This is a genomic window from Micromonospora sp. NPDC049051, assembly GCF_043197575.1.
Taxonomy (GTDB): domain Bacteria; phylum Actinomycetota; class Actinomycetes; order Mycobacteriales; family Micromonosporaceae; genus Micromonospora.
Map to the genome: position 1 here is coordinate 71,372 of NZ_JBICTL010000011.1, position 24,643 is coordinate 96,014.

The 24,643-nt window shown below is 73.4% G+C and carries 27 protein-coding genes and 1 riboswitch; of the genes, 15 read left to right on the forward strand and 12 right to left on the reverse strand.

From position 1 onward, the window contains the following. The first annotated feature begins 36 nt into the window (after nucleotides 1-36). The 3 genes from recO to ACGFIR_RS29850 all read left to right on the forward strand — a co-directional run bounded on the left by recO (nucleotide 37) and on the right by ACGFIR_RS29850 (nucleotide 1,936). On the forward strand, nucleotides 37-873 hold the full coding sequence (gene recO / locus ACGFIR_RS29840) for a DNA repair protein RecO (protein ID WP_393001545.1): 837 nt from the start codon (nucleotides 37-39) through the stop codon (nucleotides 871-873). Between the two features lie 36 nt (nucleotides 874-909). After that, complete coding sequence (locus tag ACGFIR_RS29845; protein ID WP_393002865.1) at nucleotides 910-1,686, forward strand: isoprenyl transferase; 777 nt, start codon at nucleotides 910-912, stop codon at nucleotides 1,684-1,686. Nucleotides 1,687-1,750: 64 nt separating this feature from the next. After that, the gene (locus ACGFIR_RS29850) at nucleotides 1,751-1,936 is read left to right on the forward strand and encodes a hypothetical protein (RefSeq protein ID WP_088998900.1); all 186 of its coding nucleotides are present in this window, start codon (nucleotides 1,751-1,753) and stop codon (nucleotides 1,934-1,936) included. A 150-nt stretch (nucleotides 1,937-2,086) separates the two neighbouring features. On the opposite strand, the gene gndA is transcribed toward ACGFIR_RS29850, so the two are convergent. Continuing rightward, a complete protein-coding gene (gene gndA, locus ACGFIR_RS29855) occupies nucleotides 2,087-3,529 on the reverse strand; it encodes an NADP-dependent phosphogluconate dehydrogenase (RefSeq protein ID WP_393148587.1) in 1,443 nt (480 codons plus the stop codon). Nucleotides 3,530-3,898: 369 nt separating this feature from the next. Between gndA and ACGFIR_RS29860 the strand changes: the two genes are divergently transcribed. Further along, on the forward strand, nucleotides 3,899-4,135 hold the full coding sequence (locus ACGFIR_RS29860) for a hypothetical protein (RefSeq protein WP_393148565.1): 237 nt from the start codon (nucleotides 3,899-3,901) through the stop codon (nucleotides 4,133-4,135). 170 nt (nucleotides 4,136-4,305) lie between these two features. Here ACGFIR_RS29860 and ACGFIR_RS29865 read toward each other — a convergent pair whose 3' ends face one another. The 3 genes from ACGFIR_RS29865 to ACGFIR_RS29875 all read right to left on the reverse strand — a co-directional run bounded on the left by ACGFIR_RS29865 (nucleotide 4,306) and on the right by ACGFIR_RS29875 (nucleotide 7,356). Further along, nucleotides 4,306-5,106 (reverse strand): energy-coupling factor transporter transmembrane component T family protein, encoded by an 801-nt coding sequence (locus ACGFIR_RS29865; protein ID WP_393001549.1) that lies wholly within the window; start codon nucleotides 5,104-5,106, stop codon nucleotides 4,306-4,308. 126 nt (nucleotides 5,107-5,232) lie between these two features. After that, the gene (locus tag ACGFIR_RS29870; RefSeq protein WP_393001551.1) at nucleotides 5,233-6,648 is read right to left on the reverse strand and encodes an ABC transporter ATP-binding protein; all 1,416 of its coding nucleotides are present in this window, start codon (nucleotides 6,646-6,648) and stop codon (nucleotides 5,233-5,235) included. Nucleotides 6,649-6,762: 114 nt separating this feature from the next. Beyond that, on the reverse strand, nucleotides 6,763-7,356 hold the full coding sequence (locus tag ACGFIR_RS29875) for an ECF transporter S component (protein ID WP_393001553.1): 594 nt from the start codon (nucleotides 7,354-7,356) through the stop codon (nucleotides 6,763-6,765). A gap of 73 nt (nucleotides 7,357-7,429) precedes the next feature. After that, a riboswitch (TPP riboswitch) is annotated at nucleotides 7,430-7,535 on the reverse strand. 178 nt (nucleotides 7,536-7,713) lie between these two features. Here ACGFIR_RS29875 and ACGFIR_RS29880 point away from each other — a divergent pair. The 6 genes from ACGFIR_RS29880 (at nucleotide 7,714) to ACGFIR_RS29905 (ending at nucleotide 14,191) form a co-directional block, all read left to right on the forward strand. After that, nucleotides 7,714-8,715 (forward strand): permease, encoded by a 1,002-nt coding sequence (locus tag ACGFIR_RS29880; RefSeq protein WP_393148589.1) that lies wholly within the window; start codon nucleotides 7,714-7,716, stop codon nucleotides 8,713-8,715. Continuing rightward, nucleotides 8,712-9,473 (forward strand): TIGR03943 family putative permease subunit, encoded by a 762-nt coding sequence (locus tag ACGFIR_RS29885; RefSeq protein WP_393001555.1) that lies wholly within the window; start codon nucleotides 8,712-8,714, stop codon nucleotides 9,471-9,473. Before ACGFIR_RS29880 ends, ACGFIR_RS29885 begins: the two co-directional genes overlap by 4 nt. A gap of 53 nt (nucleotides 9,474-9,526) precedes the next feature. Beyond that, nucleotides 9,527-10,357, forward strand: coding sequence for an alpha/beta fold hydrolase (locus ACGFIR_RS29890; protein ID WP_393148567.1), 831 nt, complete (start codon nucleotides 9,527-9,529; stop codon nucleotides 10,355-10,357). Between the two features lie 112 nt (nucleotides 10,358-10,469). Further along, nucleotides 10,470-11,219 (forward strand): sugar isomerase domain-containing protein, encoded by a 750-nt coding sequence (locus tag ACGFIR_RS29895; protein WP_393148591.1) that lies wholly within the window; start codon nucleotides 10,470-10,472, stop codon nucleotides 11,217-11,219. Nucleotides 11,220-11,504: 285 nt separating this feature from the next. Then, nucleotides 11,505-12,005 carry a DUF6328 family protein gene (locus tag ACGFIR_RS29900; RefSeq protein WP_393001559.1) on the forward strand — a complete coding sequence of 167 codons (501 nt, stop codon included), beginning with the start codon at nucleotides 11,505-11,507 and terminating at the stop codon, nucleotides 12,003-12,005. A 152-nt stretch (nucleotides 12,006-12,157) separates the two neighbouring features. Continuing rightward, entirely contained in the window at nucleotides 12,158-14,191 is a 2,034-nt protein-coding gene (locus ACGFIR_RS29905) for an acyl-CoA dehydrogenase family protein (protein ID WP_393148569.1), read from the forward strand. A gap of 225 nt (nucleotides 14,192-14,416) precedes the next feature. On the opposite strand, the gene ACGFIR_RS29910 is transcribed toward ACGFIR_RS29905, so the two are convergent. The 7 genes from ACGFIR_RS29910 to ACGFIR_RS29940 form a co-directional block, all read right to left on the reverse strand. Then, nucleotides 14,417-15,019: a hypothetical protein gene (locus ACGFIR_RS29910; protein WP_393001563.1), complete on the reverse strand. Its 603-nt coding sequence runs from the start codon at nucleotides 15,017-15,019 to the stop codon at nucleotides 14,417-14,419. A 62-nt stretch (nucleotides 15,020-15,081) separates the two neighbouring features. Beyond that, the gene (locus tag ACGFIR_RS29915) at nucleotides 15,082-15,474 is read right to left on the reverse strand and encodes a Fur family transcriptional regulator (RefSeq protein ID WP_393001565.1); all 393 of its coding nucleotides are present in this window, start codon (nucleotides 15,472-15,474) and stop codon (nucleotides 15,082-15,084) included. Beyond that, a complete protein-coding gene (locus ACGFIR_RS29920; protein ID WP_393001567.1) occupies nucleotides 15,471-15,776 on the reverse strand; it encodes an ArsR/SmtB family transcription factor in 306 nt (101 codons plus the stop codon). Before ACGFIR_RS29920 ends, ACGFIR_RS29915 begins: the two co-directional genes overlap by 4 nt. 43 nt (nucleotides 15,777-15,819) lie before the next feature. Then, on the reverse strand, nucleotides 15,820-16,686 hold the full coding sequence (locus ACGFIR_RS29925) for a metal ABC transporter permease (RefSeq protein WP_393148571.1): 867 nt from the start codon (nucleotides 16,684-16,686) through the stop codon (nucleotides 15,820-15,822). A gap of 2 nt (nucleotides 16,687-16,688) precedes the next feature. After that, nucleotides 16,689-17,450: a metal ABC transporter ATP-binding protein gene (locus tag ACGFIR_RS29930; RefSeq protein WP_393001571.1), complete on the reverse strand. Its 762-nt coding sequence runs from the start codon at nucleotides 17,448-17,450 to the stop codon at nucleotides 16,689-16,691. Then, a complete protein-coding gene (locus ACGFIR_RS29935) occupies nucleotides 17,447-18,433 on the reverse strand; it encodes a metal ABC transporter substrate-binding protein (protein ID WP_393001573.1) in 987 nt (328 codons plus the stop codon). The genes ACGFIR_RS29930 and ACGFIR_RS29935 overlap by 4 nt, the downstream gene beginning before the upstream one ends. Before the next feature lie 54 nt (nucleotides 18,434-18,487). Beyond that, on the reverse strand, nucleotides 18,488-18,745 hold the full coding sequence (locus tag ACGFIR_RS29940; protein WP_393001575.1) for a hypothetical protein: 258 nt from the start codon (nucleotides 18,743-18,745) through the stop codon (nucleotides 18,488-18,490). 27 nt (nucleotides 18,746-18,772) lie between these two features. On the opposite strand from ACGFIR_RS29940, the gene ACGFIR_RS29945 reads away from it, so the two are divergent. The 5 genes from ACGFIR_RS29945 (at nucleotide 18,773) to ACGFIR_RS29965 (ending at nucleotide 21,978) form a co-directional block, all read left to right on the forward strand. Then, the gene (locus ACGFIR_RS29945) at nucleotides 18,773-19,114 is read left to right on the forward strand and encodes an antibiotic biosynthesis monooxygenase family protein (protein WP_393001577.1); all 342 of its coding nucleotides are present in this window, start codon (nucleotides 18,773-18,775) and stop codon (nucleotides 19,112-19,114) included. A gap of 126 nt (nucleotides 19,115-19,240) precedes the next feature. Next, a complete protein-coding gene (locus tag ACGFIR_RS29950; RefSeq protein ID WP_393002873.1) occupies nucleotides 19,241-19,714 on the forward strand; it encodes a hypothetical protein in 474 nt (157 codons plus the stop codon). 111 nt (nucleotides 19,715-19,825) lie between these two features. Beyond that, nucleotides 19,826-21,205, forward strand: coding sequence for a glycine--tRNA ligase (locus tag ACGFIR_RS29955; protein ID WP_393148573.1), 1,380 nt, complete (start codon nucleotides 19,826-19,828; stop codon nucleotides 21,203-21,205). Nucleotides 21,206-21,331: 126 nt separating this feature from the next. Then, the gene (locus ACGFIR_RS29960; RefSeq protein WP_393001581.1) at nucleotides 21,332-21,571 is read left to right on the forward strand and encodes a hypothetical protein; all 240 of its coding nucleotides are present in this window, start codon (nucleotides 21,332-21,334) and stop codon (nucleotides 21,569-21,571) included. Beyond that, complete coding sequence (locus tag ACGFIR_RS29965; RefSeq protein WP_393148575.1) at nucleotides 21,568-21,978, forward strand: hypothetical protein; 411 nt, start codon at nucleotides 21,568-21,570, stop codon at nucleotides 21,976-21,978. The genes ACGFIR_RS29960 and ACGFIR_RS29965 overlap by 4 nt, the downstream gene beginning before the upstream one ends. A 12-nt stretch (nucleotides 21,979-21,990) precedes the next feature. On the opposite strand, the gene ACGFIR_RS29970 is transcribed toward ACGFIR_RS29965, so the two are convergent. Beyond that, nucleotides 21,991-24,627, reverse strand: coding sequence for a hypothetical protein (locus ACGFIR_RS29970; protein ID WP_393148577.1), 2,637 nt, complete (start codon nucleotides 24,625-24,627; stop codon nucleotides 21,991-21,993). Between the last annotated feature and the right edge of the window lie 16 nt (nucleotides 24,628-24,643).

The window sequence follows — 24,643 nt, forward strand, 5'->3', positions numbered from 1 at the left end:
TGACCCTGATTCCGCACCCCGAGAGAGAATGGTCCGATGGCCGGGTACCGCCGACAGCTCTACCGCGACGACGCGGTGGTCCTGCGCGTGCAGAAGCTCGGCGAGTCCGACCGGATCATCACCCTGCTCACCCGCCGGCACGGCCGGCTGCGCGCGGTGGCCCGGGGGATCCGCCGCACCAGCAGCAAGTTCGGCGCCCGGCTGGAGCCGTTCGGTCACGTCGACCTCCAGCTCGCCGGCGACCCGAAGGGCAACCACGGCAGCTCGCTGCACACCGTCAGCCAGGTCGAGGGCATCGACCTCTACGGCAAGCGGTTCCTCGGCGACTACTCCCGCTACACGGCCGCCAGCGCGATCGCCGAGACCGCCGAACGGCTCACCCCCGTCGAACGGGAGCCGTCGCTGCGGCTGTTCCAGCTCACCCTGGGCGCGCTGCGGGCGCTCGCCGAGGGCAGCCACGCCACGACCCTGGTGCTCGACGCGTACCTGCTGCGGGGCATGGCGCTCGCCGGCTGGGCGCCGGCGCTGACCGCCTGCGCCGTCTGCGGCACGCCGGGCCGGCACCGGGCGTTCTCCGTACCGGCCGGGGGCGCGGTCTGCCCGGACTGCCGGCCGCCCGGCGCGGCCCATCCCGCCCCGGCCACCGTCGACCTGATGTCCGCGCTGACCACCGGCGACTGGCGGGTCGCCGACGCCACCGAGGCAGGCGTACGCCGGGAGTGCAGCGGGCTGGTCGCGGCGCACCTGCAGTGGCACCTGGAGCGCGCGCTACGCTCGCTGCCGCTGGTCGACCGGGGCGCCCCGGCGGCCGGTCCGGTCCCGCCGCCGCCCGGCGTCGGCTCCGGTGCAGACGGTGTGAACAGGGGGAACTGAGTGATCCGATCGTTGAGGGCCGGGCGTCGTGAGCCGGTGCCGCCGACACCGCACCCGTCGGGCGCCCGACCGCCGGCGCTGCCCGCCGACGCGGTGCCCAAGCACGTCGCCGTGGTCATGGACGGCAACGGCCGGTGGGCCAAGGATCGCGGGCTGCCCCGCACCAAGGGCCACGAGGCGGGGGAGTTCTCCCTCTTCGACACGGTCGAGGGCGCCATCGAGATGGGCATCCCCTACCTCTCGGCGTACGCCTTCTCCACGGAGAACTGGCGGCGCTCGCCGGAGGAGGTCCGGTTCCTGATGGGCTTCAACCGCGACGTCATCCGCCGCCGCCGCGACCAGCTGGTCGACCTGGGGGTGCGGGTGGTCTGGTCCGGTCGGGCCGGGCGGCTGTGGAAGAGCGTCATCTCCGAGTTGCAGACGGCCGAGGAGATGTCCCGGGACAACTCGACGCTGACCCTCCAGTTCTGCGTCAACTACGGCGGCCAGGCCGAGATCGCCGACGCCGCCGCCGCGATCGCCCGCGACGTCGCGGCGGGCCGGCTGGACCCGGAGAAGGTCAACGAGAAGACCGTCGCGAAGTACCTCTACCACCCGGAGATCCCGGAGGTGGACCTGTTCCTGCGCCCGTCCGGCGAGGAACGGATCTCGAACTTCCTGCTCTGGCAGACCGCGTACGCCGAGCTGATCTTCCTGGACACGCTCTGGCCCGACTTCGACCGCCGCCACCTCTGGTACGCCTGCGAGCTGTACGCGCAGCGCGACCGGCGCTTCGGCGGCGCGTTGCCCAACCCCGTCGCCCCGCCGGTCTGAGGCTTACCGCTCGCCGGTACGGGGTACCACGGTGACCAGCAGCCACCGACGGAGGTGAACCCACATGATCCAGAAGCGTATTGCCCAGTGGGCGATGATGGCCGTCGCCGTGCCGTTGGCGGCGGCGGGCGCGCGCCGGCTCAGCCACACGCTGGAGGCCCGTCGTGGCCCGTCCGGCATGAGCCGCCTGCTCACCAAGGGCGCCGACATGCTCCGCCCCCAGAAGGCCAAGCGCCGCCGCTTCTTCTAAGCCTGCCACCCACCCCACCCCGACCCGGCCCCGCCCCGCGCGGCCGATCATGCAGTTGTGGTGCCCCGCGAAAGCCCCGTATCGGGCCTTCCGCCCACCAGAAGTGCATGATCGACCGCTGGGCGGGCGGGGAGGGTGGGGTGGGGTGGGTCAGGTCTTGGTTTCGGTGCGGTCGGTGGGCCACTCGGTGTGGAAGGTGCCCTCGCGGTCCACGCGCTGGTAGGTGTGCGCGCCGAAGTTGTCCCGTAGTCCCTGGATCAGGGCGGCGGGGAGCCGCTGGGCGCGCAGCGCGTCGAAGTACGCCAGCGACGAGGCGAACGCCGGAGCCGGCACCCCGGCCTGGGCCGCCTCGGCCACCACCCGCCGCCAGCTCGGCACGCCGTCGTTGACGGTGTCGGCGAACCACGGCGCCACCAGCAGCGTCGGCAGGTCGGGCCGCTCGTCGTACGCCTGCCGGATGCGGTCGAGGAAGCGGGCCCGGATGATGCACCCGCCCCGCCAGATCGTCGCGGTGCCGCCCAGGTCGATCCCCCAGTCGTACTCCCGCGAGCCGGCCCGGATGTGGTCGAAGCCCTGCGCGTACGCGACGATCTTCGAGGCGAGCAGCGCCCGGCGGACGTCCTCGACGAAGGCGTCGGAGTCCTCCACCCGCCAGGTCGTGCCCGCGTCCGGGAACGCCCGGCGGGCCGCCTCGCGCTGGTCGGCGTGCCCGGACAGCGAGCGGGCGAAGGTCGCCTCGGCGATGCCGGTGATGGGGATGCCCAGGTCCAGCGCGCTCTGCACCGTCCAGCGGCCGGTGCCCTTCTGCTCGACGCGGTCCAGTACGACGTCCACGAACGGCCGTCCGGTGGCCGCGTCGGTGTGCGCCAGCACGTCCGCGGTGATCTCGATCAGGAAGGACTCCAGCTCGCCGGAGTTCCACCCGCGGAAGATCTCCGCGAGCTGTGCCGGCTGCGCGTCCAGCCCGGCCCGCAGCAGGTCGTACGCCTCGGCGATGAGCTGCATGTCGGCGTACTCGATGCCGTTGTGCACCATCTTGACGAAGTGTCCGGCGCCGTCCGGCCCGATGTGCCGGCAGCACGGCACCCCGTCCACCTGGGCGGCGATCCGCTCGAAGATCGGCCCGAGCGTGCGGTACGACTCCGCGGACCCGCCCGGCATGATGCTGGGGCCGCGCAGGGCGCCCTCCTCGCCACCGGAGACGCCGGTGCCGACGAAATGCAGGCCGTGGGCGCGCAGCGCCTCCTCCCGCCGGCGGGTGTCGGCGAAGTGCGCGTTGCCGCAGTCCACGACGATGTCGCCGGCGTCGAGCAGCGGGACCAGTTCGTCGACCACGGCGTCGGTGGGACGGCCCGCCTTGACCATCACGATGACCGCCCGGGGTCGCTCCAGCGACGCGACGAAGTCGGCCATCGACTCGGCGGGTAGGAAGGTCCCCTCGTCGCCGTGCTCCGCGACGAGGCTGCGGGTGCGCTCCGGCGAGCGGTTGTGCACCGCCACGACGAAGCCGTTGCGGGCCAGGTTGCGGGCCAGGTTCCGGCCCATCACCGCCAGTCCCGTCACGCCGATCCGCGCCGCCGCCCGCCCGGCCATCCGCACACCTTCCACCGTCGACACCGCCGCTGCGACCGTATCGCGGGCGCGACGGCCCGGAGGCCGTCTCGGGCAGCCCGCTGACCGTGCCGCTAATTCGGGTGCGCGGTGCCGGCCGGGCGGCTAGCGTGTGGGCATGCGTAACTGACGCCCCACCTCCGAGCCGACCCGCCGCATCGCCGCGGGTCCGCGTGCTCCCGGGCGTCCGCATTCCGCACCTGCCGTCGAGACGGTGGTGTCTTCCGTGGTCGGTCCCGGGCAGCAGTCCGTCCCGCCCCGACCGTCGCGTGACGGTCGCCTAACGAGTCGGGCCCCGCTCACCGGACGTCGCTCCGGTACGGGAGGTCCCGCAGACCGAGGAGGCACCGGATGCCCGCCAGGCGTAACCCGAAGAAGTCCCGTACCACCGTCGCCACGCCGTTCGGCGCGGACCTGAAGCCCGCCAACCTCGACGAGGTGGCGGTCGCGCCGGTCGTGCCGGTGCTGCCGGTCGACCGGCCGGCGCCGCCGAAGGCAGGTCCGCCGGTCTCCGGCGCCGGCCGTGCCGGCGCGCTGCGCGGCCAGAAGGCCGGGCAGACCCGCCGGTACGCCTTCCGGCGCAGCTGACGGTGCCGGCCCGGGCGGAGTCTTCGTCACCGGCGGCTCCGCCCGGCCCGTCGGCGGATCGGACGGGCGACGGCTCCCCGGTTCGTGCCTCGCCGACCCGACCCGTCCGCAATTCGCCCGCCGACCCCGATCAGCGGATCGCGATCGTGGACCTGGCCTGCCGTGGCGGGTCAGCCGATCAGCGGGCGGAAGGTGCCGAGCAGCACGCTGACGGTCAGCGCGGCCCCGGCGAGCACCGCCGCGCCGACGATCAGCAGCCCGTCGGCGGCGACGAAGCGTTGCCGGCGGGCGACGGTGCGGGGGACTCCGGCGTCGAAGCCCCGGGCGTCCATCGCCACGGCCAGCCGGGTGCCCCGCCGGATCGCCCCGACCAGCAGCGCGAAGGCCGTCGACACGAACAGCCGCAGCTTCGCCAGCGGGTTGCGGCCGGCCTCGACCCCCCGGGCGCGGCGCGCCACGGAGATCATCTGCCACTCCTGGCCCAGCAGCGGCACGAGCCGGAACGCGGCCAGCGCCCCGATGGCGAACCGGGCCGGCGCCTTCGCGTTCTGGATGAGCGCGTCCGCCAGGTCGGTCGGGTCGGTGGTGGCGAAGACGATCACGCCGGGCAGCGCCACCGCGAACATGCGCAGCACCAGGCCCAGCGCGGTGAGCAGCACACCGGAGGTGACCACCACCGGGCCGGCCTCGACCAGTACGCGGCCGGAGCGCTCGGCCGCGAAGAGCACCAGCGTCACCACCACGCCGACCGCGCCGACGAGCAGCGGCCAGGCCCGCCGCGCCAACACCCGCAGCCGTACCCCGAACAGCGGCAGCAGGGCCAGCTCGACGGCGATCGCGATGGCCGGGGCCACCGGGTCCACGGTGGCGATCAGGATGAACGAGAACACCAGCGCCGCAACGAGCTTCGCCACCGGATTGCGCCGGGCCAGCGGCGCCTCCGGCGCGGCGACCGCCTCGAAACTGATCACGGGCGTTCCAGGGTGACGCGGCGATCTGGGTGGGTGACCGGTGCGGCGGTCCTGTCGCTGGTCACGGGCGTTCCAGGGTGACGCGGCGATCTGGGTGGGTGACCGGTGCGGCGGTCCTGTCGCTGATCACGGGCGCTCCAGGGTGAGGCGGCGATCCGCCAGGGCGGCGACGAACTCCGAATCGTGGGTGACGGCGACCAGGCCGTGCCCGGCGTCGCGCAGCTCGGCGAAGAGATCCACCAGCTCCAGCCAGGTGCGCCGGTCCTGGCCGAAGGTCGGTTCGTCGCAGACGAGCAGGCGGGGCGCGGTGGCCAGGGCGGTCGCCACGCTCAGCCGCCGCGCCTCCCCGCCGGAGAGGGTGTACGGGTTGGCCGCCGCGAGCTTCGCCAACCGCAGCCGGCCCAGCAGGTCGTCGACAGTGGAGCGTACGGCCGCCTCGGGCTGGCCGGTGCGGCGCGGGCCGAGAGCCAGCTCGTCGAAGACGGTGTTGGTGACGAACTGGTGCTCGGGGTCCTGGAAGACCGACCCGATCCGGCGGGCCAGCGCGGGCGCGCGCCAGCGGTGCGGGGGAGTGCGGGCGTCGCCGCCGGCCAGTGCCGTGGTCGCCGTGACCCGGCCGGCTCCGGGTCTGAGCAGGCCACCGAGCAGCAGGGCGAGGGTCGACTTGCCGGCCCCGTTGGGACCGACGACGGCGAGCGCCTCGCCGGCGCGTACCGTCAGATCGACGGCGGCCAGCCGGGGCGGCAGGCCGAGCCGGTCGGCGGTGAGCAACACGTCGCCGGCCGGCGCGGTGGCGTGGCGGGGCGGCACGGGCCGCCCGGGCACCCAGACGCCCTCGGCGGCGAGCGCGTCGCCGTGCGTGCCGAAGACGGCCTCGGGCGTGCCGTCGGCGCGGACGCCGCCGCCGGGTTCGAGCACGACCACCCGGTCGACCAGGGGCAGCGCCTCGGCGACCCGGTGCTCGACCAGGATCAGCGTGGTCTCGGCGTCCAGCGCGCCGGCCACCGCCGCCCGGATCAGCGCCGCGCCGGTGGGGTCGAGGTTGGCGGTGGGCTCGTCGAGCAGCAGCAACCCGGGGCGCAGGGCCAGCACCCCGGCCAGGGCGAGCCGCTGCTGCTCGCCGCCGGAGAGGGCGGCGGTGGGGCGGTCCCGGGGGTACGGGAAGCCGACGCGCGTGAGCGCCTCGTCGACGCGGGGCCAGATCTCCCCTGCGGGGGTGCCGCGGTTCTCCAGCCCGAACGCCACGTCGTCGCCGCTGCGGGCCATCACGAGCTGGGTCTCCGGGTCCTGGAAGACGATGCCCACCCGCTCCCGGGCCTTGCGGGGGTCGAGCCCGTCGATCTCGACGCTGCCCTCCTGCTCGCCCGAGTCCTCGGGCAGCAGCCCGGCCAGCGCGGCGAGCAGCGTGCTCTTGCCGGCCCCGGAGGGCCCGAGCAGCAGCACCCGCTCGCCGGCCTCGACGCGCAGATCGACCCCGCGCAGGGCCCACGCCCGACGTCCGGCGTGCCGCCACCCGAACCCTCGCAGCGTCACCGCCCCCACGCCGTCCTCCTTCCTGCCCGCCCGCAGGCGTTGATCATGAAGTTGTTGTCCTTCGGCGCGGCGTGTCGTGGCAACAACTTCATGATCAACGCGGCCGGTGCGGGTGGGTGGGGGTTAGATCGGGGTGCGGTCGCGGGCGGCGGGGAAGCGGTCCAGGGCGCCTGTGGTGGCCAGGGAACGGGTCAGGGCCCAGCCCCCGGCGCCCGCCACGATCGTGGCGCTGACGACGGTGAGCAGGGCGTACGGGATGCGGTAGCTGGCCAGGGCGGTCTCGCTGTTCCAGACGACGAAGTCGAACAGCGCCGCGCCGAGGCCGGTCAGCGCGCCCGCGATCAGCGCGGTGGGCAGCCGGAACGAGCGGTACCGGAACGCGGCGAAGGCCAGTTCGGCGCCGAGCCCCTGGATCAGGCCCTGCACGATGGTGACGCCGCCCCACTCCGAGCCGAGCAGCGCGGAGACCGTCGCGGCCACCGCCTCGCAGAAGAGGGCCGCCCCGGGCTTGCGGATCACCAGGCCGCCGAGGACGGCCGGGACCAGCCACACGCCGTACATGATCGCCTGACCGGCGGGGAAGAACGCGAACGCCGGGTCGACGGCCCGCCACAGCAGGCCCCACGCCCAGAAGATGACGCCGAAGGCGACCGCGATCACCGCGGCGACGACGACGTCGACGGTACGCCACCGGGTGGCGGTGTTGTTGTCTCGCATGATTGCTCCCAGTCCCGAACGAGAACCAGGAGAAGACGCACGCCGCGCCCGGAACGTGCCGGACGTCGACGCGGCTGGAGGTCGACCGAACTCCCTGCGCTGGCATTACCCAGATCAGGTTCGAGGGTCTGCGGGCGGTGCCCGCACTCTCAGCGCTGTGCGCTCCCCTGTCGGATGTGAAGTTGTGGCCCGACGCTAACACCTTCGAAGATCATCCAGCAAAGGTGATCTCTGCGCTGCTCACCACGCGGGGGAACCGACGCTGTCGGTTCCCCCGGTACTCTCGGGCGGCCACTGGGAACCCGGCAGAGGGACACGTACGTGACATCCGAGGCTGACCGCCGCGCGCCGGACGGGGTGGGTGCCCCGGGCGTACGCGGGGAGACGCCGGCGGCTCCGCGCGGCCCGGACCGGCGGATCGGGTCGGTGGAGGTGCTCGCCGGCCTGCTGATCCTGCTGTTCGTCTTCCGCGAGCCGGTCGCCCGGGCCCTGTCCGCGCCCCGGTTGCAGACCTGGACCACCGTCTTCGTCTCGGTCCTGGTGCAGGCGGTGCCATTCCTCGTCTTCGGCGTGCTGCTCTCCGCGGTGATCGCGGTCTTCGTACCCCGGTCGTTCTGGGCCCGGGCGCTGCCGCGCCACCCCGCGCTCGCGGTGCCGGTGGCCAGCGCGGCCGGCGTGGTGCTACCGGGCTGCGAGTGCGGCGCGGTGCCGATCGCCGGGTCGCTGATCCGGCGCGGGGTCACCCCGGCCGCCGCGTTGGCGTTCCTGCTCGCGGCCCCGGCGATCAACCCGATCGTGCTCACCGCCACCGCCGTTGCCTTCCCCGACGACCCGGCGATGGTCCTCGGCCGGGCCGTCGCCAGCCTGCTCGTCGCCATGGTCATGGGTTGGCTGTGGCTGCGTCTCGGCCGGGCCGACTGGATCCGGCTGCCGCGCCGGCCGGAACTCGACGGCGGCTCGCGCGGGCGGGCGTTCTGGGGGGCCGTCCGGCACGACGTCACGCACGCCGGCGGGTTCCTGGTGATCGGCGCTGCGGCCGCCGCCACGATCAACGTCGTGGTGCCCGAGCGCTGGTTGCAGACCCTCGCCGACGAGCCGGTGCTGTCGGTGCTCGCGCTGGCCGCGCTCGCCGTGCTGCTCTCCCTCTGCTCCGAGGCGGACGCCTTCGTCGCCGCGTCGCTGTCGCAGTTCTCGCTGACCTCCCGACTGGTCTTCCTGGTGGTGGGGCCGATGGTCGACCTCAAGCTCATCTCGATGCAGGCCGGGGTCTTCGGCCGGCGGTTCGCGCTGCGGTTCGCCCCGACCACCTTCGCGGTGGCCGTCGTGGTGGCCGCCGCGGCCGGGGCGGTGCTGCTGTGAACCGGCAGGCGCAGGCGGTCGTCCTGCTGCTGCTCGGCGGCGCGGTGATCCGGGCCAGCCTCACCGACCTGCACCTGCGCTACGTCAAGGAAGGGCTGCGACCCTTCCTGGTCGCCGCCGGCCTGCTGCTGGTGGCCGCCGCGGTCATGACCCTCTGGTACGAGCTGAGCCCGCTCCTGCGGCGCACGCCCGTCGACCACGACGCTCGTGGTGACCATGACGGGCACGACGGCGACGGGCACGACGGGCACGGGCATCGCGAGCCGTGGGCCGGCTGGCTGCTGATCCTGCCCGTGCTGGGCCTGCTGCTGGTGGCCCCGCCGGCCCTGGGCTCGTACGCGGCCGGGCAGGCCGGCACCGTCGTCGCCACCCGGCAGCAGCCGTCGGACTACCCGCCGCTGCCCGACGGCGACCCGGTGCGCGTCGCCGTACTCGACTACGCCTCCCGGGCCCTGTTCGACCGGGGCACCTCGATCGGCGACCGCCGGGTCCAACTGACCGGCTTCGTGACCACCGGCCCCGACGGCCGGCCGCTGCTGGCCCGGATGGTGCTCTCCTGCTGCGCCGCCGACGGGCGACCGGTCAAGCTGGGCCTCACCGGCGCGGTCCCCGACGGGCTCGCCGACGACACCTGGATCGAGGCCACCGGCCGCTACAGCGACCGCGTCGCCCGGGACCCGGTCAACGACGCGGAGATCCCCTACCTGGACGTGGAGTCCTGGCGGCAGGTGCCCGTACCCCGGCAACAGTACGAGTGACGGCGGCCCTCGGTCCCGGGCGGCCGGGTGCGGCCGTGGGTAGGCTCACGATCATGCGGATCGAGGCCCGGGGATGCACGTTCGACGTCCGCGTCGGCGGACCGGAGGGCGGCACGCCCGTCCTGCTGCTGCACGGCTTCCCCCAGCACGGCGGGGAGTTCGACGACGTGGTGCCCGCGCTGCACGCCGCCGGGCTGCGCACGTACGCGCCGGACCAGCGCGGCTACTCGCCGGGCGCGCGGCCCGAGGCGGTCGGAGCGTACCGGCTGCCGGAACTGGTCGCCGACGCGGTGGGCGTACTCGACGCGCTGGGCGTCGACGCGGCGCACCTGGTGGGACACGACTGGGGCGCGATCGTGGCCTGGGCCGTCGCGGCGCAGCACCCCGAGCGGGTCCGTACGCTGACCGCCGTCTCCGTGCCGCACCCCGCCGCGATGGCCTGGGCGCTGGCCGAGGACGCGGGGCAGAAGGCGCGCTCGGTGTACATGACGGTGTTCCGCAAGCCGGGCACGGCGGAGAGGGCGCTGCTGGCGCTGAACGCGACCGGGCTGCGCCGGATGCTGCACGGGGTCGGTGACGACGCGCGGGTGGCCGCGTACGCGGACCCGATGCGTGAGCCGGGCGCGCTGACCGCCGCCCTGAACTGGTACCGCGCCATGTCCCGCCGGGACCTGGCGGCCACGGGCCCGGTGACGGTGCCGACCACGTACGTGTGGAGCGGTCGCGACATCGCGATCGGCCGGACCGCCGCCGAGGCGTGCGGCGAGCACGTACGGGCCGACTACCGCTTCGTCGAGCTGCCCCGGGTGAGTCACTGGATCCCCGACGAGGCGCCCGCCCCACTGGCCGAGGCGATCCTCGCCCGGGTGCACGACCCGGTCTGACCGCCCCGAGGCGATCCCGCCCGGGTTTACGACCCGGTCCGAGCGCCCCCGACACCGCCCGGTGGACGCCGGGCCCCCACCTTCGACGGAGCTACGAATGGACGCAGCGAACATGCCGGTGAGCGCCGAGGAATTCCTGGCCGTGGTGACCGCCACGATGAACCGGGTGGCCGAGAGCCAGCGCGAGGCGGTGGGGCAGGCCGCTGACCTGATCGCCGACGCGGTACGCGCCGACGGCGTGGTCCACGCGTTCGGCACGGGCCACTCCGAGGCGCTGGCGATGGAGATCGCCGGGCGGGCCGGCGGGCTGGTCCCGACGAACCGCATCGCCCTGCGGGACCTGGTGCTGCTCGGCGGCGCCCCGGCGGACGTGCTCGGGCCGCTGCTGGAGCGCGACCCGTCGGTGGCGCACCGCCTCTACGAGCTGGCCCCCGTCAGCGCACGCGACGTCTTCGTGCTCGCCTCCAACTCCGGCGTGAACGGCGCGATGGTGGAGTTCGCGTCGCTGGTCAAGGAGAAGGGCCACGGCCTGATCGCGATCACCTCGGCGCAGCACTCCGGGCAGATGACCTCGCGCCACCCGTCGGGGCGCAAGCTCGCCGACTTCGCCGACGTGGTGCTCGACAACGGCGCCCCGTACGGCGACGCGACGCTGCCGCTGCCCGGTGGCGGCGCGGTCGGCGCGGTCTCGTCGATCACCGCCGCGCTGCTGGCCCAGCAGATCACGGTCGAGGTGGTGGCCCGGCTGCTGGCGGCGGGGGAGAAGCCCCCGGTCTACCTGTCGGCCAACATCGCCGGCGGCGACGAGCACAACAACGCCCTGGAGGCCCGGTACGCCGGCCGGATCCGGCGGGGCTCCTGACGGCGTCCGGCCGGATCCGGCGGGGCTCCTGACGGCGCGAGCCGGGGGTGCCAGTTGCCGTGCTCGCGGTTCGCCGACGCTGGGAGCCGAGGCACAGTTCGCCGTGCTCACGGTTCGTCGACGCCGGAAGCCGGGTCACAGTTCGCCGTGCTCGCGGTTCGCCGACGCCGGGAGCCCGCGCGGCAGACAGCGACGCGAGTCGGTTTCGTGCGTCGACGGGTGGGGCATCAGCGATGCTGCCGCCGGCCGCCCCCGCCGGCAGTACCGTCTGACCGGAGGTAGCGCGTGTCCAAGGAAACCGAGAAGCAGCGCTGGCAGCGCAATTTCGCCGACCTGCTCCAGGAACTCCGGGTCGCCCAGACCGGCGTGCAGATTCTCTTCGCCTTCCTGCTCACCCTGCCGTTCAGCAACGGCTTCACCCGTACCAGCGGTTTCCAGAAGGACGTCTACATCGTCGCGTTGCTGGCGGCGGCCGCCGCCACCGCGATGATCATCTCGCCGGTGGCGTTCCACCGGGCGCTGTTCCGGCAGGGCCGCAAGCCGGAGCTGGTCCGCTTCGCCCACCGGATGGCCACCGGCGGCCTCGCCTTCATGCTGATCTCGATGGTCAGCGCGGTGCTGCTGATCACCGACTTCGTGCTGGACCGGAGCGTCGCCCTGGTGCTCAGCGGTTTCATCGGGCTCTGGTTCCTCACCTTCTGGGCGTTCCTGCCGTTCGCCCGGCGCAACTGGGGCGACGACGACGAGGACGACGACGACAACGATCCGTCCTCCCTGTCCGACTGACCGAAGTCGATCAGACTCGATATTTACCGAGCGCTACCTCTGGGTAACACCCGGGGGTAGCGTGCTGTTTGTCGAGCACGCCGCTCTGGTCGACGTGGCGCAGCCAGGACCAGACGTTGACGCAGCCGGACCGAGGTTTCGAGGGGGCCGCCGTGACCACGACAGAGAACAGCCGACCCGCGCCCGACGGATCAGGCGCCGAGCAGCCGGCCACGACCGCTGCCGACAGCCCGCCGACCACCGGCGCGGCCGGGCCACTGCCGACGGAAGCCGGTCAGGTCTCCGAGAAGGAGGCCCGCCAGGTCGCCGAGGCGGCCCGGGAGTCCTCCTGGGACCGTCCCAGCTTCGGCAAGGAACTCTTCCTCGGCCGCTTCCGGCTCGACCTGATCAACCCCTGGCCGCGCTCCGACCCGGCGGACGTGGCCCGCGCCGACGAGTTCCTCGGCCGGTTCCGCGAGTTCCTCGCCTCCGAGGTGGACGGCGCCGCCATCGAGCGGGACGCGTCCATCCCCGACGAGGTGTTCCAGGGCCTGGCCCGGCTCGGCGCGTTCGGCATGAAGATCGACAGATCGTACGGCGGGCTCGGGCTGAGCAACCTGCACTACTGCCGGGCGCTCATGCTCGCCGGCTCGGTCAGCCCGGCGATCGGCGCGCTGCTCTCGGCGCACCAGTCGATCGGGGTGCCGCAGCCGCTGAAGATGTTCGGCACCGCCGAGCAGAAGCAGCGTTTCCTGCCCCGGCTCGCCGGCGGTGAGGTCTCCGCGTTCCTGCTCACCGAGCCCGACGTCGGCTCCGACCCGGCCCGGCTGGCCACCACCGCCGAGCCCACGCCCGACGGCACCGGCTACCGGCTCAACGGCGTGAAGCTGTGGGCCACCAACGGCACCGTCGCCACCCTGCTCGTGGTGATGGCCCGGGTGCCCGCCGCAGAGGGCCGGCGCGGCGGGATCACCGCCTTCGTCGTCGAGGGCGACACCGAGGGCATCACGGTCGAACGGCGCAACGCCTTCATCGGCCTGCGTGGGCTGGAGAACAGCCTCACCCGCTTCCACGACGTCTTCGTGCCGAAGGAGAACGTCATCGGCGGCGAGGGCAAGGGCCTGAAGATCGCGCTGACCACCCTGAACACGGGGCGGCTGTCGCTGCCGGCCATGTGCGTCGGCGCCGGTAAGTGGGCGTTTAACGTGGCCCGGGAGTGGGCCGCCGACCGGGTGCAGTGGGGGCGGCCCGTGGGCGAGCACGAGGCGGTGGCCCAGAAGCTCTCCTTCATCGCCGCGACGACGTACGGCATGGAGACGATGCTCGACCTCTGCTGCCTGCTCGCCGACGACGACCGCAACGACATCCGGATCGAGGCCGCGCTGGTCAAGCTCTACGCCAGCGAGATGGCCTGGAAGATCGCCGACGAGCTGGTGCAGATCCGCGGCGGTCGCGGCTACGAGACGGCCGACTCGCTCGCCGCTCGGGGCGAGCGCCCCGCCGCCGTCGAGCAGCTGCTGCGCGACCTGCGGATCAACCGCATCTTCGAGGGCTCCACCGAGATCATGCACCTGCTCATCGCCCGGGAGGCGGTCGACGCGCACCTGTCGGTCGCCGGCGACATCATCGACCCGGACGCCGGGCTGGGCCGCAAGGCGAAGGCCGGGGCGCGGGCGGGCGCGTTCTACGCGAGGTGGCTGCCCACCCTCGCCGTCGGCCGGGGACAGCGTCCCTCGGCGTACGCCGAGTTCGGTCCCCTCGCCGGTCACCTGCGGCAGGTGGAGCGCTCGTCGCGCAAGCTCGCCCGGTCGACGTTCTACGCGATGTCCCGCTGGCAGGGCAAGATGGAGCGCAAGCAGGCGTTCCTCGGCCGGGTGGTGGACATCGGCGCGGAGCTGTTCGCCATGTCCGCCGTGTGCGTACGCGCCTACGCCGAGCGGGACACCCGCCCCGAGAACGTCGAGCTGGCCGACCTGTTCTGCCGGCAGGCCCGGGTACGGGTCGACGCCCTCTTCGCCGCCCTCTGGGACAACACCGACTCCGTCGACACGGCGGCCGCGAAGCGGATCCTGGCCGGGCGCTACGCCGCGCTGGAGGACGGCGTCCTCACTCCCGCCGACGACCTGCCGTGGGTGGCCCGCTGGTCGCCGGGCCCGTCCGCCGCCGACGACGTCCGCCGCCGCGTCCCGCCCCCACCCACCTCCTGACCCACCCCGTCACTCCACCCCGTCACCCCACCCCCTCACCCGGGCGTCGATCATGCAGTTGTGGTGCCCCGCGAAAGGGGCGGAAACGGGCGCTCCGGGCACCAGAACTGCATGATCGCCGGGGCTGGGCTGGGCTGGGCTGGGCTGGGCTGGGGCGGGCCGGGGCGAGGCGGGGCGGGGCGGGGCTGCGCCGGGCCGGGTGGGGGTGGGGTGGGGTTGGGTGGGTCAGCGGGGGCGTAGGCCCAGGTGGCGTAGTTCCAGGGTGGCCAGGGCGTCGATGGTGTCGTCGTCGCCGCGTCGCCACGCCTCGGCCACGTCCGGCGCGATGCGGGTCAGCCGCCCCAACGGCTGGGTGGCCAGCGCGCGCAGCGCGAGCAGGTCCCGGCCGGCGGGGGCGGCGGCCAGCCTCACGGCGGAGCCGGCCCGGCGCATCCAGCGCACCCGCAGCGGCAGCCAGCCGAAGAGCACCAGGCCGAGGGGGAAGACCAGCACGGCCACGGCCAGCGCGAGGGCGAGCTGGTCCACCAGCTCCTGCTGGTCACGGCCCGCGTCGGCGAGTGACCGGGCGGCGGTGGCGGCCCGCTCGAACGGCGCGGTCAGCTCGTCGCCGACCAGCGGCACCCGGCCCACCTTGCCGCCCGCCTCGGCCAGGTTGTCGGCCAGGCCGCCACCGGCACCCTCCAGCTTCTGCCCGGGTACGGCGAGCTTCTGCACCAGGTCGTGCAGCCACAGCGCGCCACGGATCGCTCCGTACACCCAGGCGACGACGAGCAGGTCGGTGATCAACTGTCGGACGGCGGTCGGGAAACGATCAGCGTAGATCTTCACGCCGGACAGCGTGTCACGTCCGGCGCCGCCCGGCACGCGCCGCGATCGTGGGCTCGTAGCGGTCAGCCCGTGCAGGTTGGGCAGGTGCCGAAGATCTCCAGGGTGTGGCTGACGTCGGCGTAGCCGTGCTTCGCCGCCACCCGCTCGGCCCAGTTCTCCACCGTCGGCCCCGCCACCTCCACGGTGCGGCCGCAGGATCGGCAGACGAGGTGGTGGTGGTGGCCCTCGCTGCACCGGCGGTAGAGGTGCTCGCCGCCCGGCGGGCGCATCACGTCGATCTCGCCGGTGTCGGCGAGCCCCTGGAGGGTGCGGTAGACGGTGGTGAGCCCGACCCGCTCGCCGCGCTCGCGCAGCATCGCGTGCAGCTCCTGCGCGCTGTGGAAGCCCTCCAGCTCGCCGAGCAGCGCGCTCACCGCCGAGCGCTGCCGGGTGTTGCGGATCGTGGCACCCGTCATGACGATGATCCCTCCCCGGCGTGGCTCACCGCGTCGGCCACGATGTGTGCGACGTGCTCGTCGACCAGCGCGTACGCGATCTCGCGACCCCGCCGGGAGCCGCGTACCACGCCGGCGCCCCGCAGCACCCGCAGGTGCTGGGAGACCAGCGGCTGCGCCGCGCCGAGCTTGTCGACCAGCTCGTGCACGCAGCGCTCGCCGTCGGCGAGCTCGCTGACGATGGCCAGCCGGATCGGCGCCGAGAGGGCACGCAACAGCTCGCTCGCGCCCTCGAAGGCGTCGTAGCCTGATCCGTCGGTCACCCCGTAACGGTAACCAATCCCACCGACACGCCCCTGACCAGGATCACTGGAGCACGACCTCGTGCGGCTCGGGCGCGGGCGCGGCATCGGGGGTACGTCGCCGGCGCAGCATCCGCCATCCGGCGCCGCCGATCGCGACCACCCCGAACGAGGCGATCGCCATCAGCACCACCGAGGCGCCCGGGGCGGTGTCGGCGTTCGCCGCCACCCAGACCCCGGAGCCGGCGGCGAAGAGCCCGAGCGCCATCGCCGCCGTCATCGTGCTGCGGAACCCCCGGGTCACCTGCTGCGCGGTGGCCACCGGCACCACCATCAGCGCGCTGATCAGCAGCACCCCGACGGCCCGCATGGCGATCGTCACGGTGACCGCGGTGGCCACGGCCAGCAGCAGGTTGAGCGTACGCACCGGCAGGCCGGAGACGCGGGCGTACTCCTCGTCGTGGCAGACCGCGAACAGCGCCGGGCGCAGCGCCAGCATGGTCACCGCGATCGCCGCGCCGAGCACCGCGATGGTGGTCAGGTCGGCCGGCCTGATGGTGCTCAGCGACCCGAAGAGGTAGGCGTTGAGGCTGGCGCTGGTGCTGTCGGAGAGCCCGACCAGCGTCACGCCGCCGGCGATACCGCCGTAGAAGAGCAGGGCCAGGGCCAGGTCGCCGGAGGTGCGCCCGCGCGCGCGGACCAGCTCGATGGTGATCGCGCCGGCGGTCGCCACGAGCACCGCGACGAGCACCGGCGAGCGGTTGAGCAGCAGGCCCGCGCCGACGCCGGTGAGCGCCACGTGCCCCACCCCGTCGCCGATCAGGGCGAGCCGCCGCTGCACCAGGTAGATGCCGAGCGCGGGGGCCGCCAGGCCGATGATCAGCGCGCCGACCAGGGCGCGCTGCATGTAGGGGTACTGGAAGAGTTCCATGCTCAGTTGCTCCACAGCCCGGCGGGCTCGTCGGGACCGTGCGGGTGCACGTGGTCGTGGTCGGGCTCCGCGTGGTGGCCGGCGGGCTCGGGCACCGCGCCGTCGTGGCAGATCCCACCCTGGTGTACGACGACCGCCCGGCTGATCAGCGGCCGTAGCGGCCCGAGTTCGTGGGCCACGAGCAGCACCGTGCCGCCGTCGGCGACGAAACCGTGCAGCGCCTTGGCGAACGCCTCCTGGCTGGCCGCGTCCACCCCGGCGGTCGGCTCGTCGAGGACGAGCAGCTCCGGCTGCCCGGCCAGCGCGCGCGCGATCAGGGTGCGCTGCTGCTGCCCGCCGGAAAGCGTCGCGACCGGTTCACGGGCCCGGTCGGCGAGCCCGACGGCCTCCAGCGCGGCGGCCACCGCGGCCCGGTCCGCCGCTCCGGGCGGTCGCAGCACCCCGCGCCGGGCGAGCCGGCCGGAGGCCACCACCTCGCGGACGGTGGCCGGCACGCCGCTGCCGGCGCCGAGGCGCTGCGGGACGTACCCGATGCGGTGCCACTGCCGGAAGCGGCGCAACGGGCGGTCGAAGAGGGTGACCGACCCGGAGCTGAGCGGCACCAGGCCGAGCGCGGCGCGGACCAGGGTGGACTTGCCGGAGCCGTTGGCGCCGAGCACCGCGACGACCTCGCCGGCGGTCACGGTCAGGGAGACGTCGCGCAGCACGGGGCGGCCGTCGTAGCCGACCACCCCGTTCGCGACGGTGATGACTGGGGTTGTCACGAGCAGCTCAACGCCGTCCTCAGGGTCGCAAGGTTGGTACGCATCACCGAAAGGTAGTCGCCGGCGCCGGGCGTCAGCCCCTCCAGGGGGTCCAGCACGGCGGTCCTGGCGCCGACCTCCCTGGCGATGGTCTCGGCCACCTTCGGGCTGACCAACGTCTCGAAGAAGATCGTGGTGGCCTGGTGCTTCCGGGCCTCCTCGATCACCTCGGCGAGGCGCTGCGGGGAGGGCTCGTTCTCCGGGCTCAGCCCGGAGATGCCGATCTGCGCCAGCTGGTAGCGCGAGGTGAGGTAGCCGAAGGCGGTGTGGCTGACCACGATCTCCCGCCGCTGGCAGGTCCTCAACCCGGCCCTGAACTCGGCGTCGAGCTTCTCCAGTTCGGCGCGCAGCGCCCGGGCGCGGCCGGTGTAGTCGGCGGCGCGGTCCGGGTCGACCTGGCCGAGCCGCTCGGCGAGCTTGTCGCCGACCGTGGCCAGGCGGGTCGGGTCGAGCCAGAGGTGGGGGTCCTTGGCGGCGCCCTCGTCGCGGCCGGGCTCCTCGGCCCCGCCCGACTCCTCGGGGTGGCCGTGCTCCCCGCCCTCGTGGTCGTGGTCGTGGCCGCCCGCCGCCGCGTCCAGCAGCGGCTGCACGGTCGACACGTCGAACGCGCGGTCTCCGGCGTTCTGCTCGACGGCCTCGTCCAGCGCGGGCTGGAAGCCCTTGAGGAGCACGACCAGCTCCGCCTCGACGACCTGGCCGACCTGGCCCGGGTTCAGCTCCAGGTCGTGCGGCTCCGCCCCGGGCTTGACGAGGTTGCTGACCTTCACCGCGTCACCGCCGACGCGCTCGGCGACGAACTGCAGGGGGTAGAAGGCGGCCACCACGTCGACCCGCTGCGGGTCGGCGCCGGCCGCGCCGTCGTCCGAGCAGGCCGTGACGCCGCCCAGAGCGAGCAGGGCGGTGGTGGCCGCGGCCAGGGTGCGCGGGGCGGAGCGGATGTTCATGCCATGAACTGTCCGCGACAACGATAATGATTGTCAAAAACGCATGCTTGCATGTCAGAACAGCTTCACCAGGCCCGCGGTGACCATCAGGGTGAGCGCCACGAGCCGGATCACCCGGGTCGGCACGGTCTGCACCGACCAGGTGGTGACGAACAGCGCGGCCACGGCCGCGGCGAGCAGCAGGGTGAGCAGCCCGCCGACCACGCCGGGGGTGAAGAAGGCGACCAGCACCAGCACCAGGGTGACCAGGAACACCGTCGTCGGGTTCGCCCGGGCCAGCCGGGCCGGCAGGGGGCTCTGCGTACGCTGCATGCCACAGACTCTACGAGGAGGAACCCCGTGCTGGTGACGAACCGGTTCGTGGTCGACGTCGATGTCGCCGACGAGTTCACCGAGCGGGCGCACGCCGCCCTCGCCGCGCTGGCGGCCCGCCCCGGTTACCTGCGCGGTCAGCTCGTCCGGGCGTTCGACGACCCGCGGCACTGGTGCCTGGTCACCGAGTGGGAGTCGGTCGGCACCTACCGGCGGGCCCTCGGCGGCTTCGACGTCAAGATCACGGCGGTGCCGCTGCTCGCCGAGTCGATCGACGAGCCGTCGGCGTACGAGGCGCTCGCCAGCGCCGCCCCGGGCGGGGCCGTCGTTCCGACCGCCAGCGATCGGGCCGCTGGTCCTTACCGCTGAGCCCGTGGGCACTACATTGCTTGCATGAGCGCTCCCGGACCGGCGAACCCACCGCCGTACCCTCCGTCGCCCGGCCACCAGGGGGCGTCGCCGCCCGCCGTGCCCGGCCCGCCGGCGGACCCGGGCGTGCCCGCCCCGCCGGCCGGACCGGGCGTCGCCCCGCCCTTCGCGGCGCCACCCACCGAGGGGCGCAACACCCGGCTGTGGCTCGGGCTGGGCGCCGGGGCGCTCGCCGTGCTGATCTGCTGCGGCGGGGGCGGCGCGGCCGTGGTCGGCCTGGTCGTGACCGGGGTGCAGGCCGTACGTGAGCAGGGTCGCACCGTCTCCACCGACTACTACCAGGCGCTCGTCGACCGGAAGTACGGCGCGGCGTACGACCAGCTCTGCGACGACGCGCAGCGGCGCGAGTCACGCCGGGAGTTCGAGCGCCGGGTGGCCGCCGAGCCGCAGATCGCGACCTTCCGGGTGGGCGAGGTGGACGCCGTCTCCCTCACCGTGCCGGTCGACGTCACCTACCGGGGCGGCCAGCAGGACCGGCAGCAGGTCACCCTCGGGCAGGACCAGCAGACCGGCGGCATGGAGGTGTGCGGCGTGAGCTGACCCGCCGGTATCCTGCTGGGTCCGGGACGGCGCGCGTCATACGGTTGTCCGAACTGTTCCTTCCGTCCTAACCGCGTCCCCGCCGACCGCCAGTCGGTGTAGGAGGTCAACATGCCAGCCGACCGCATCGACGCCGTCGTCAGCCTCGCCAAGCGCCGAGGCTTCGTCTTCGCCTCCAGCGAGATCTACGGCGGCGGCCGGTCGGCGTGGGACTACGGTCCGCTCGGCGTGGAGCTGAAGGAGAACATCCGCCGGCAGTGGTGGAAGACGATGGTCCAGCAGCGCGACGACGTGGTAGGCCTCGACTCCGCCGTGATCCTGGCCCGCGACGTCTGGGCCGCCTCCGGCCACCTGGACGCCTTCGTCGACCCGCTGACCGAGTGCCAGTCGTGCCACAGCCGGTTCCGGGCCGACCACCTGAAGGAGGCGTACGAGGCCAGGCACGGCAGGCCGCCAACCGCGCTGACCGAGCTGAACTGCCCCACCTGCGGCACCAGGGGCGCCTTCACCGAGCCGGAGATGTTCAACGGCCTGATGAAGACCTTCCTCGGCCCGGTCGAGGGCCCGGAGGGCGTGCACTACCTGCGACCCGAGGCCGCGCAGGGCATCTTCGTCAACTACCGGAACGTGGAGACCGTCGCCCGCAAGAAGCCGCCGTTCGGTATCGCCCAGACCGGCAAGTCGTTCCGCAACGAGATCGCCCCGGGCGACTTCATCTTCCGCACCAGCGAGTTCGAGCAGATGGAGATGGAGTTCTTCGTCGAGCCGGGCTCCGACGAGCAGTGGCACGAGTACTGGCTCGCCGAGCGCTGGAACTGGTACGTCGACCTGGGCCTGTCGGAGGGCAACCTGCGCTTCCGCGAGCGCCCGAAGGAGAAGCTCGCGCACTACTCGAAGCGCACGGTCGACATCGAGTACCGCTTCCAGTTCGACGGCACCGAGTTCGCGGAGTTGGAGGGCATCGCCAACCGCACCGACTTCGACCTGACCGCACACAGCAGGCACTCCGGCGTCGACCTGTCCTACTTCGACCAGGCCAGGGGCGAGCGCTGGGTGCCGTACGCCATCGAGCCGGCCGCCGCGCTGACCCGCGCGGTGCTCGCGTTCCTGCTGGAGGCGTACGACGAGGACGAGGCGCCGAACACCAAGGGCGGCGTGGACAAACGCACGGTGCTGCGCTTCGACCCGCGGCTGGCCCCGGTCAAGGTGGCGGTGCTGCCGCTGTCGCGTAACGAGGCGCTCTCGCCGAAGGCGAAGCGCCTCGCCGCCGATCTGCGCAAGCGTTGGGTGGTGGAGTTCGACGACTCCCAGGCGATCGGTCGCCGCTACCGCCGCCAGGACGAGATCGGCACCCCGTTCTGCGTGACGGTCGACTTCGACTCGCTGAACGACGACGCGGTGACCGTGCGGCACCGGGACACCATGGCCCAGGAGCGCATCGCGCTGGACCAGGTCGAGCGTTACCTCATGGAGCGGCTGCCCGGCTGCTGAGCTGGATCGGGAGGGCATTTCCGCCGCGGGTGGTGTCCCTTTTCCGACTGCACCCGGTTCCGCCCGAACACTCTATGCTGTCCACAATCGACTGACGGTGCGGCGGGCGATGTGGGGTGATGCGACATGGTGACCGGTGGTGTGGCCGCCTTCGGCGCGGTGCTCGGGTGGTGGGCCGCGTGGCTGCGGCCCGGGCGCTCGCAGCGGTGGGCCGTCCCCGCGCTCGTCGTCGTGGCGGCCGTGCTCGTCGATCTCAACGAGGGGCGTGCGGCGGTGCCGGTCGTCATCGCCGGAGTGCTCGCGGGCGCCGCCGCGCACCTGCTGATGCGCGCCGCCGTGCGGACCGGGGCGGGGGCGGCACGATGACGTTCCTGCAGTGGGGCGCCTTCGCCTTCGGGGCGGTCATCGGCTGGTTCACCTACCAGGTCACCCGCTACCGCACGGACATCAAGCTGGCCGATGTGCTGACCATCATCGGCGCGCTGGGCGGAGGCGCGGTCCTGACGCTCTTCCCCGAGGAGACGGATTCCTTCGCGGCGTACGGGATCGGCCTCGCCACCGGCTACTTCGCCTACTTCCTCGTGCTGCTGATCCTGGTGCGGACGTCGAAGGGCTGGACGATGGAGTGGTTCCTCGACGGGCGCCGGCCACCGCTCGAGGACAAGGTCGAGGCTGTCGCGAGGGCCGGGCGGGGGATGGGCGTCGTGACCGAGGCGCCTCCCCGGGCCCGTGAGGCTGCGGACGGCGCCATCCGGACGAGCGAATTCGACTGATCCCGCGACGGATCACCCCGCCGGCGTGCCGACCAGGCGGAGGTGCGGGGACGCGTACGGCACGTAGATCAGGCCGAGCGGGTTGCCTCGGGAGAGAAGCTGGAGCCGGGCGCCGCGGATCGCCGCCGCCAGGCTCAGCCGCCGGGTGACGAAGCGGTCGAGAACGGCCCTCCCGAATTCGACGGCGAGTGAGTCGTACGTCTCGATCTCCGTGCCGACCAGCCCGGACGCCCTGGCCCGCCGGACGAACGCCTCGACGAAGCTCATCGCGTACCGGGGCTCGGTCGCGGCGGTCCGGCACCCGTTGAGGAAGACCAGGGGTCGACCCTGCGGCCACCACATCCCGCCGTCGCTGATCTGTGGATATCCGATGCCGTTCGCCGTCGGCGGGCCGACCAGCAGGACGGGCTGCCCGTCGACGATCGCGCCGTGGCCGAAGAAATAGATCAGATGGGTGGGCGGGCGGTCCGACTCGAGCGCCACCAGCGCCTCACCGCGGTCCCGGAGCACCTTGGAGTCGTGGTCGCCGAGATTCTTCACCCAGTTCACGTGGTCGCCGTCGAACTCAGTGGAGATGGGCACCAGGCAGCGCGGGCGGGGCCCGCAGTCGATCTCGTGGCTGTGGCTCACGAGCGGGTTCGACAGTCCCTGGGTGGCTGGCAGCACGGACTGGGGCAGGCCGATCTCGTGGCGGAAGCCCCAGAACCCCGCCGGGCAGACGACGGTCCTGTCGTCGTAGTGGGGGCAGTCGCCGAGGAAGCACGGCTCGCTGGCGAGGTCGGCCCCGTGGGCGATGGCTCGCGCCGCGTCGGGGCAGAGCCGGAGCCCGTCGGCCCCCTGGTCGAGCGGATGGTCGTAGAACAGGGCGGCCGGCACGACGAGGCGGGAGGTCACCTTGCTCGCCATCTCGACGATCCCCGGACGGCGCATCCTGTCCCGTAGCCAACGGATCGGTGCCTCGTCCGGCGAATCGGCGCCGATCGTCTCCGCCACCTCTCCGGCGAGCTTCGTCCAGAGCAGGCAACCCCGTACGGCAAGACGTATCAGGTCCCGGTCGAAGTCGGCGGGGACCTTGTCGTGGTAGCGGAAAACGGTGTCCCCGCGCATCGGATGCTCGTCTCCCCAACTGGTGCGGCGCAGCGCCCGGCGGGCGCCGTCGACGAGCCCCTGGAGTTCGTCGCCCAGCACGACGTCGCCCTTGAGGTTGTCCGTACCGCTGAGGAACCGGAATCCGTGGGTGCCGCCGCCGTTGTCGTTGACGAACACCGACAGGGTGGTCGCCGGCATCCGGCTCAACCTGTCCGCTCCCAGCCGGGTCTCCACGGCGTAGTCCAGCACCGAGGACCACCGTGCGGGCCCGCCGGGCGCGGTGGAGACCGTGACCACCCGGGACTGCAGCAGCGTCCCGTTGCAGTAGATGTTGCAGCGCAGCCGCTGGTCGCCGGCGCCGGCACCGGTCCTGACCGGGAAGTACAGGCGGCTTCCCGTTGCCGGGCGGCCGTCGGGCTGGCGGTGCACCGCCAGCGTGCCGTCCTCGCGGAGGACCAGGCTGCCGACGTCCGCGCCGGCCCGGGGCCGCAGCCCGCCGGGGTAGCCGAAGACCGCCACGGTGAGCAGGGATCCCGGGCCGGCGTCGGGTGGCATCACCAGGCTGCGGGGTTCCTCGACCGGAATGGCGCCGTCCACCGGTTCGCCGACCTGGAGCCAGAACACGTACGCGGTGTCGGGGGCGAGACTGGTCGTCGGGTCGACGGGGATCCCCGGTGTCGCCACGTCGGCGATTCCCGTGCTGACCCACCTCGCTGGCGCTTCGGCCGCCGTGTCTTCGAGCCAGACCCCCGGAAGCCGGTCCGGCGTGAGCCTGGGCCTCGTCGTTCTGCTGGGCGGGCTGTCCTCCAACGGCATGGCCTGGATGGGCGCGGCATCGGTCACGGGCCAGGCGACCGCGGCATCGGTCACGGGCCCGGTGGACGCGCGCTGGTGGATGGCCTCGATCGCACTGAGACAGAGCGCGGCCAGTGGCGCCGCCGGCAGGCGGGCCGCGATCTCGTCGAGCCGCGCCGTCGCCGGGTGACTCGCGGCGATCTCCTCCCGGGCCGACGACCAGAGTGCCTGGCGCCGGATCGTGCCGTCGAGGCGACGGGTCCAGGAGCGCGGCAGGCCCTCGGCGACCGCGAGCAACCTGTTGCGGTCCCTGCTCGCAAGGAACGGGGCGATCCGGGCGCACAGCGCGCTGACGTACCAGGGTTCCCGGCGGCGGGCGTTCCGGACGGCGGAAACAGCGAGGTCCGCGCCCGCCGCGCGGACGGCGGGCGACAAGCGGGGAAACAGGTACGCGATCTCCGTGAGCGACAGCCGGTCCAGCGACGCGGGGTCGGCCGGGTCGAACCCGGCGGGCGGAAGGTAGGCGGAGGCGACCGCTCGTTCGGCAAGGAGCTCGGCTGTCGCGTCGGAGACGACCGGCCAGCCCGGGGCAGTGGCCAGGTCGCCGCACCGCGCTGCCGCCTCGGAGATCAGCCGAACCGCGTGGTCGTCGAGCGGCGTGTGCGCCGCCAGCCAGGGCAGCAGAGTCGGCTCGGGTGCGTCGGGGCGCTCCGGGTCGCCGTCCGCCCACACCAACCGCCGGAACTCGTCCTGTGCCGCCGTCATCCTCGCGTCCTCCGTC

What these genes read in the sequence shown, in the direction of transcription:
- recO (WP_393001545.1), top strand. Translation starts at nt 37, where the DNA reads ATGGCCGGGTACCGCCGACAGCTCTACCGCGACGACGCGGTGGTCCTG.
- ACGFIR_RS29850 (WP_088998900.1), top strand. Translation starts at nt 1,751, where the DNA reads ATGATCCAGAAGCGTATTGCCCAGTGGGCGATGATGGCCGTCGCCGTG.
- gndA (WP_393148587.1), bottom strand. Translation starts at nt 3,529, where the DNA reads ATGGCCGGGCGGGCGGCGGCGCGGATCGGCGTGACGGGACTGGCGGTG.
- ACGFIR_RS29860 (WP_393148565.1), top strand. Translation starts at nt 3,899, where the DNA reads ATGCCCGCCAGGCGTAACCCGAAGAAGTCCCGTACCACCGTCGCCACG.
- ACGFIR_RS29875 (WP_393001553.1), bottom strand. Translation starts at nt 7,356, where the DNA reads ATGCGAGACAACAACACCGCCACCCGGTGGCGTACCGTCGACGTCGTC.
- ACGFIR_RS29890 (WP_393148567.1), top strand. Translation starts at nt 9,527, where the DNA reads ATGCGGATCGAGGCCCGGGGATGCACGTTCGACGTCCGCGTCGGCGGA.
- ACGFIR_RS29895 (WP_393148591.1), top strand. Translation starts at nt 10,470, where the DNA reads ATGCCGGTGAGCGCCGAGGAATTCCTGGCCGTGGTGACCGCCACGATG.
- ACGFIR_RS29915 (WP_393001565.1), bottom strand. Translation starts at nt 15,474, where the DNA reads ATGACGGGTGCCACGATCCGCAACACCCGGCAGCGCTCGGCGGTGAGC.
- ACGFIR_RS29925 (WP_393148571.1), bottom strand. Translation starts at nt 16,686, where the DNA reads ATGGAACTCTTCCAGTACCCCTACATGCAGCGCGCCCTGGTCGGCGCG.
- ACGFIR_RS29935 (WP_393001573.1), bottom strand. Translation starts at nt 18,433, where the DNA reads ATGAACATCCGCTCCGCCCCGCGCACCCTGGCCGCGGCCACCACCGCC.
- ACGFIR_RS29940 (WP_393001575.1), bottom strand. Translation starts at nt 18,745, where the DNA reads ATGCAGCGTACGCAGAGCCCCCTGCCGGCCCGGCTGGCCCGGGCGAAC.
- ACGFIR_RS29955 (WP_393148573.1), top strand. Translation starts at nt 19,826, where the DNA reads ATGCCAGCCGACCGCATCGACGCCGTCGTCAGCCTCGCCAAGCGCCGA.
- ACGFIR_RS29960 (WP_393001581.1), top strand. Translation starts at nt 21,332, where the DNA reads ATGGTGACCGGTGGTGTGGCCGCCTTCGGCGCGGTGCTCGGGTGGTGG.
- ACGFIR_RS29965 (WP_393148575.1), top strand. Translation starts at nt 21,568, where the DNA reads ATGACGTTCCTGCAGTGGGGCGCCTTCGCCTTCGGGGCGGTCATCGGC.
- ACGFIR_RS29970 (WP_393148577.1), bottom strand. Translation starts at nt 24,627, where the DNA reads ATGACGGCGGCACAGGACGAGTTCCGGCGGTTGGTGTGGGCGGACGGC.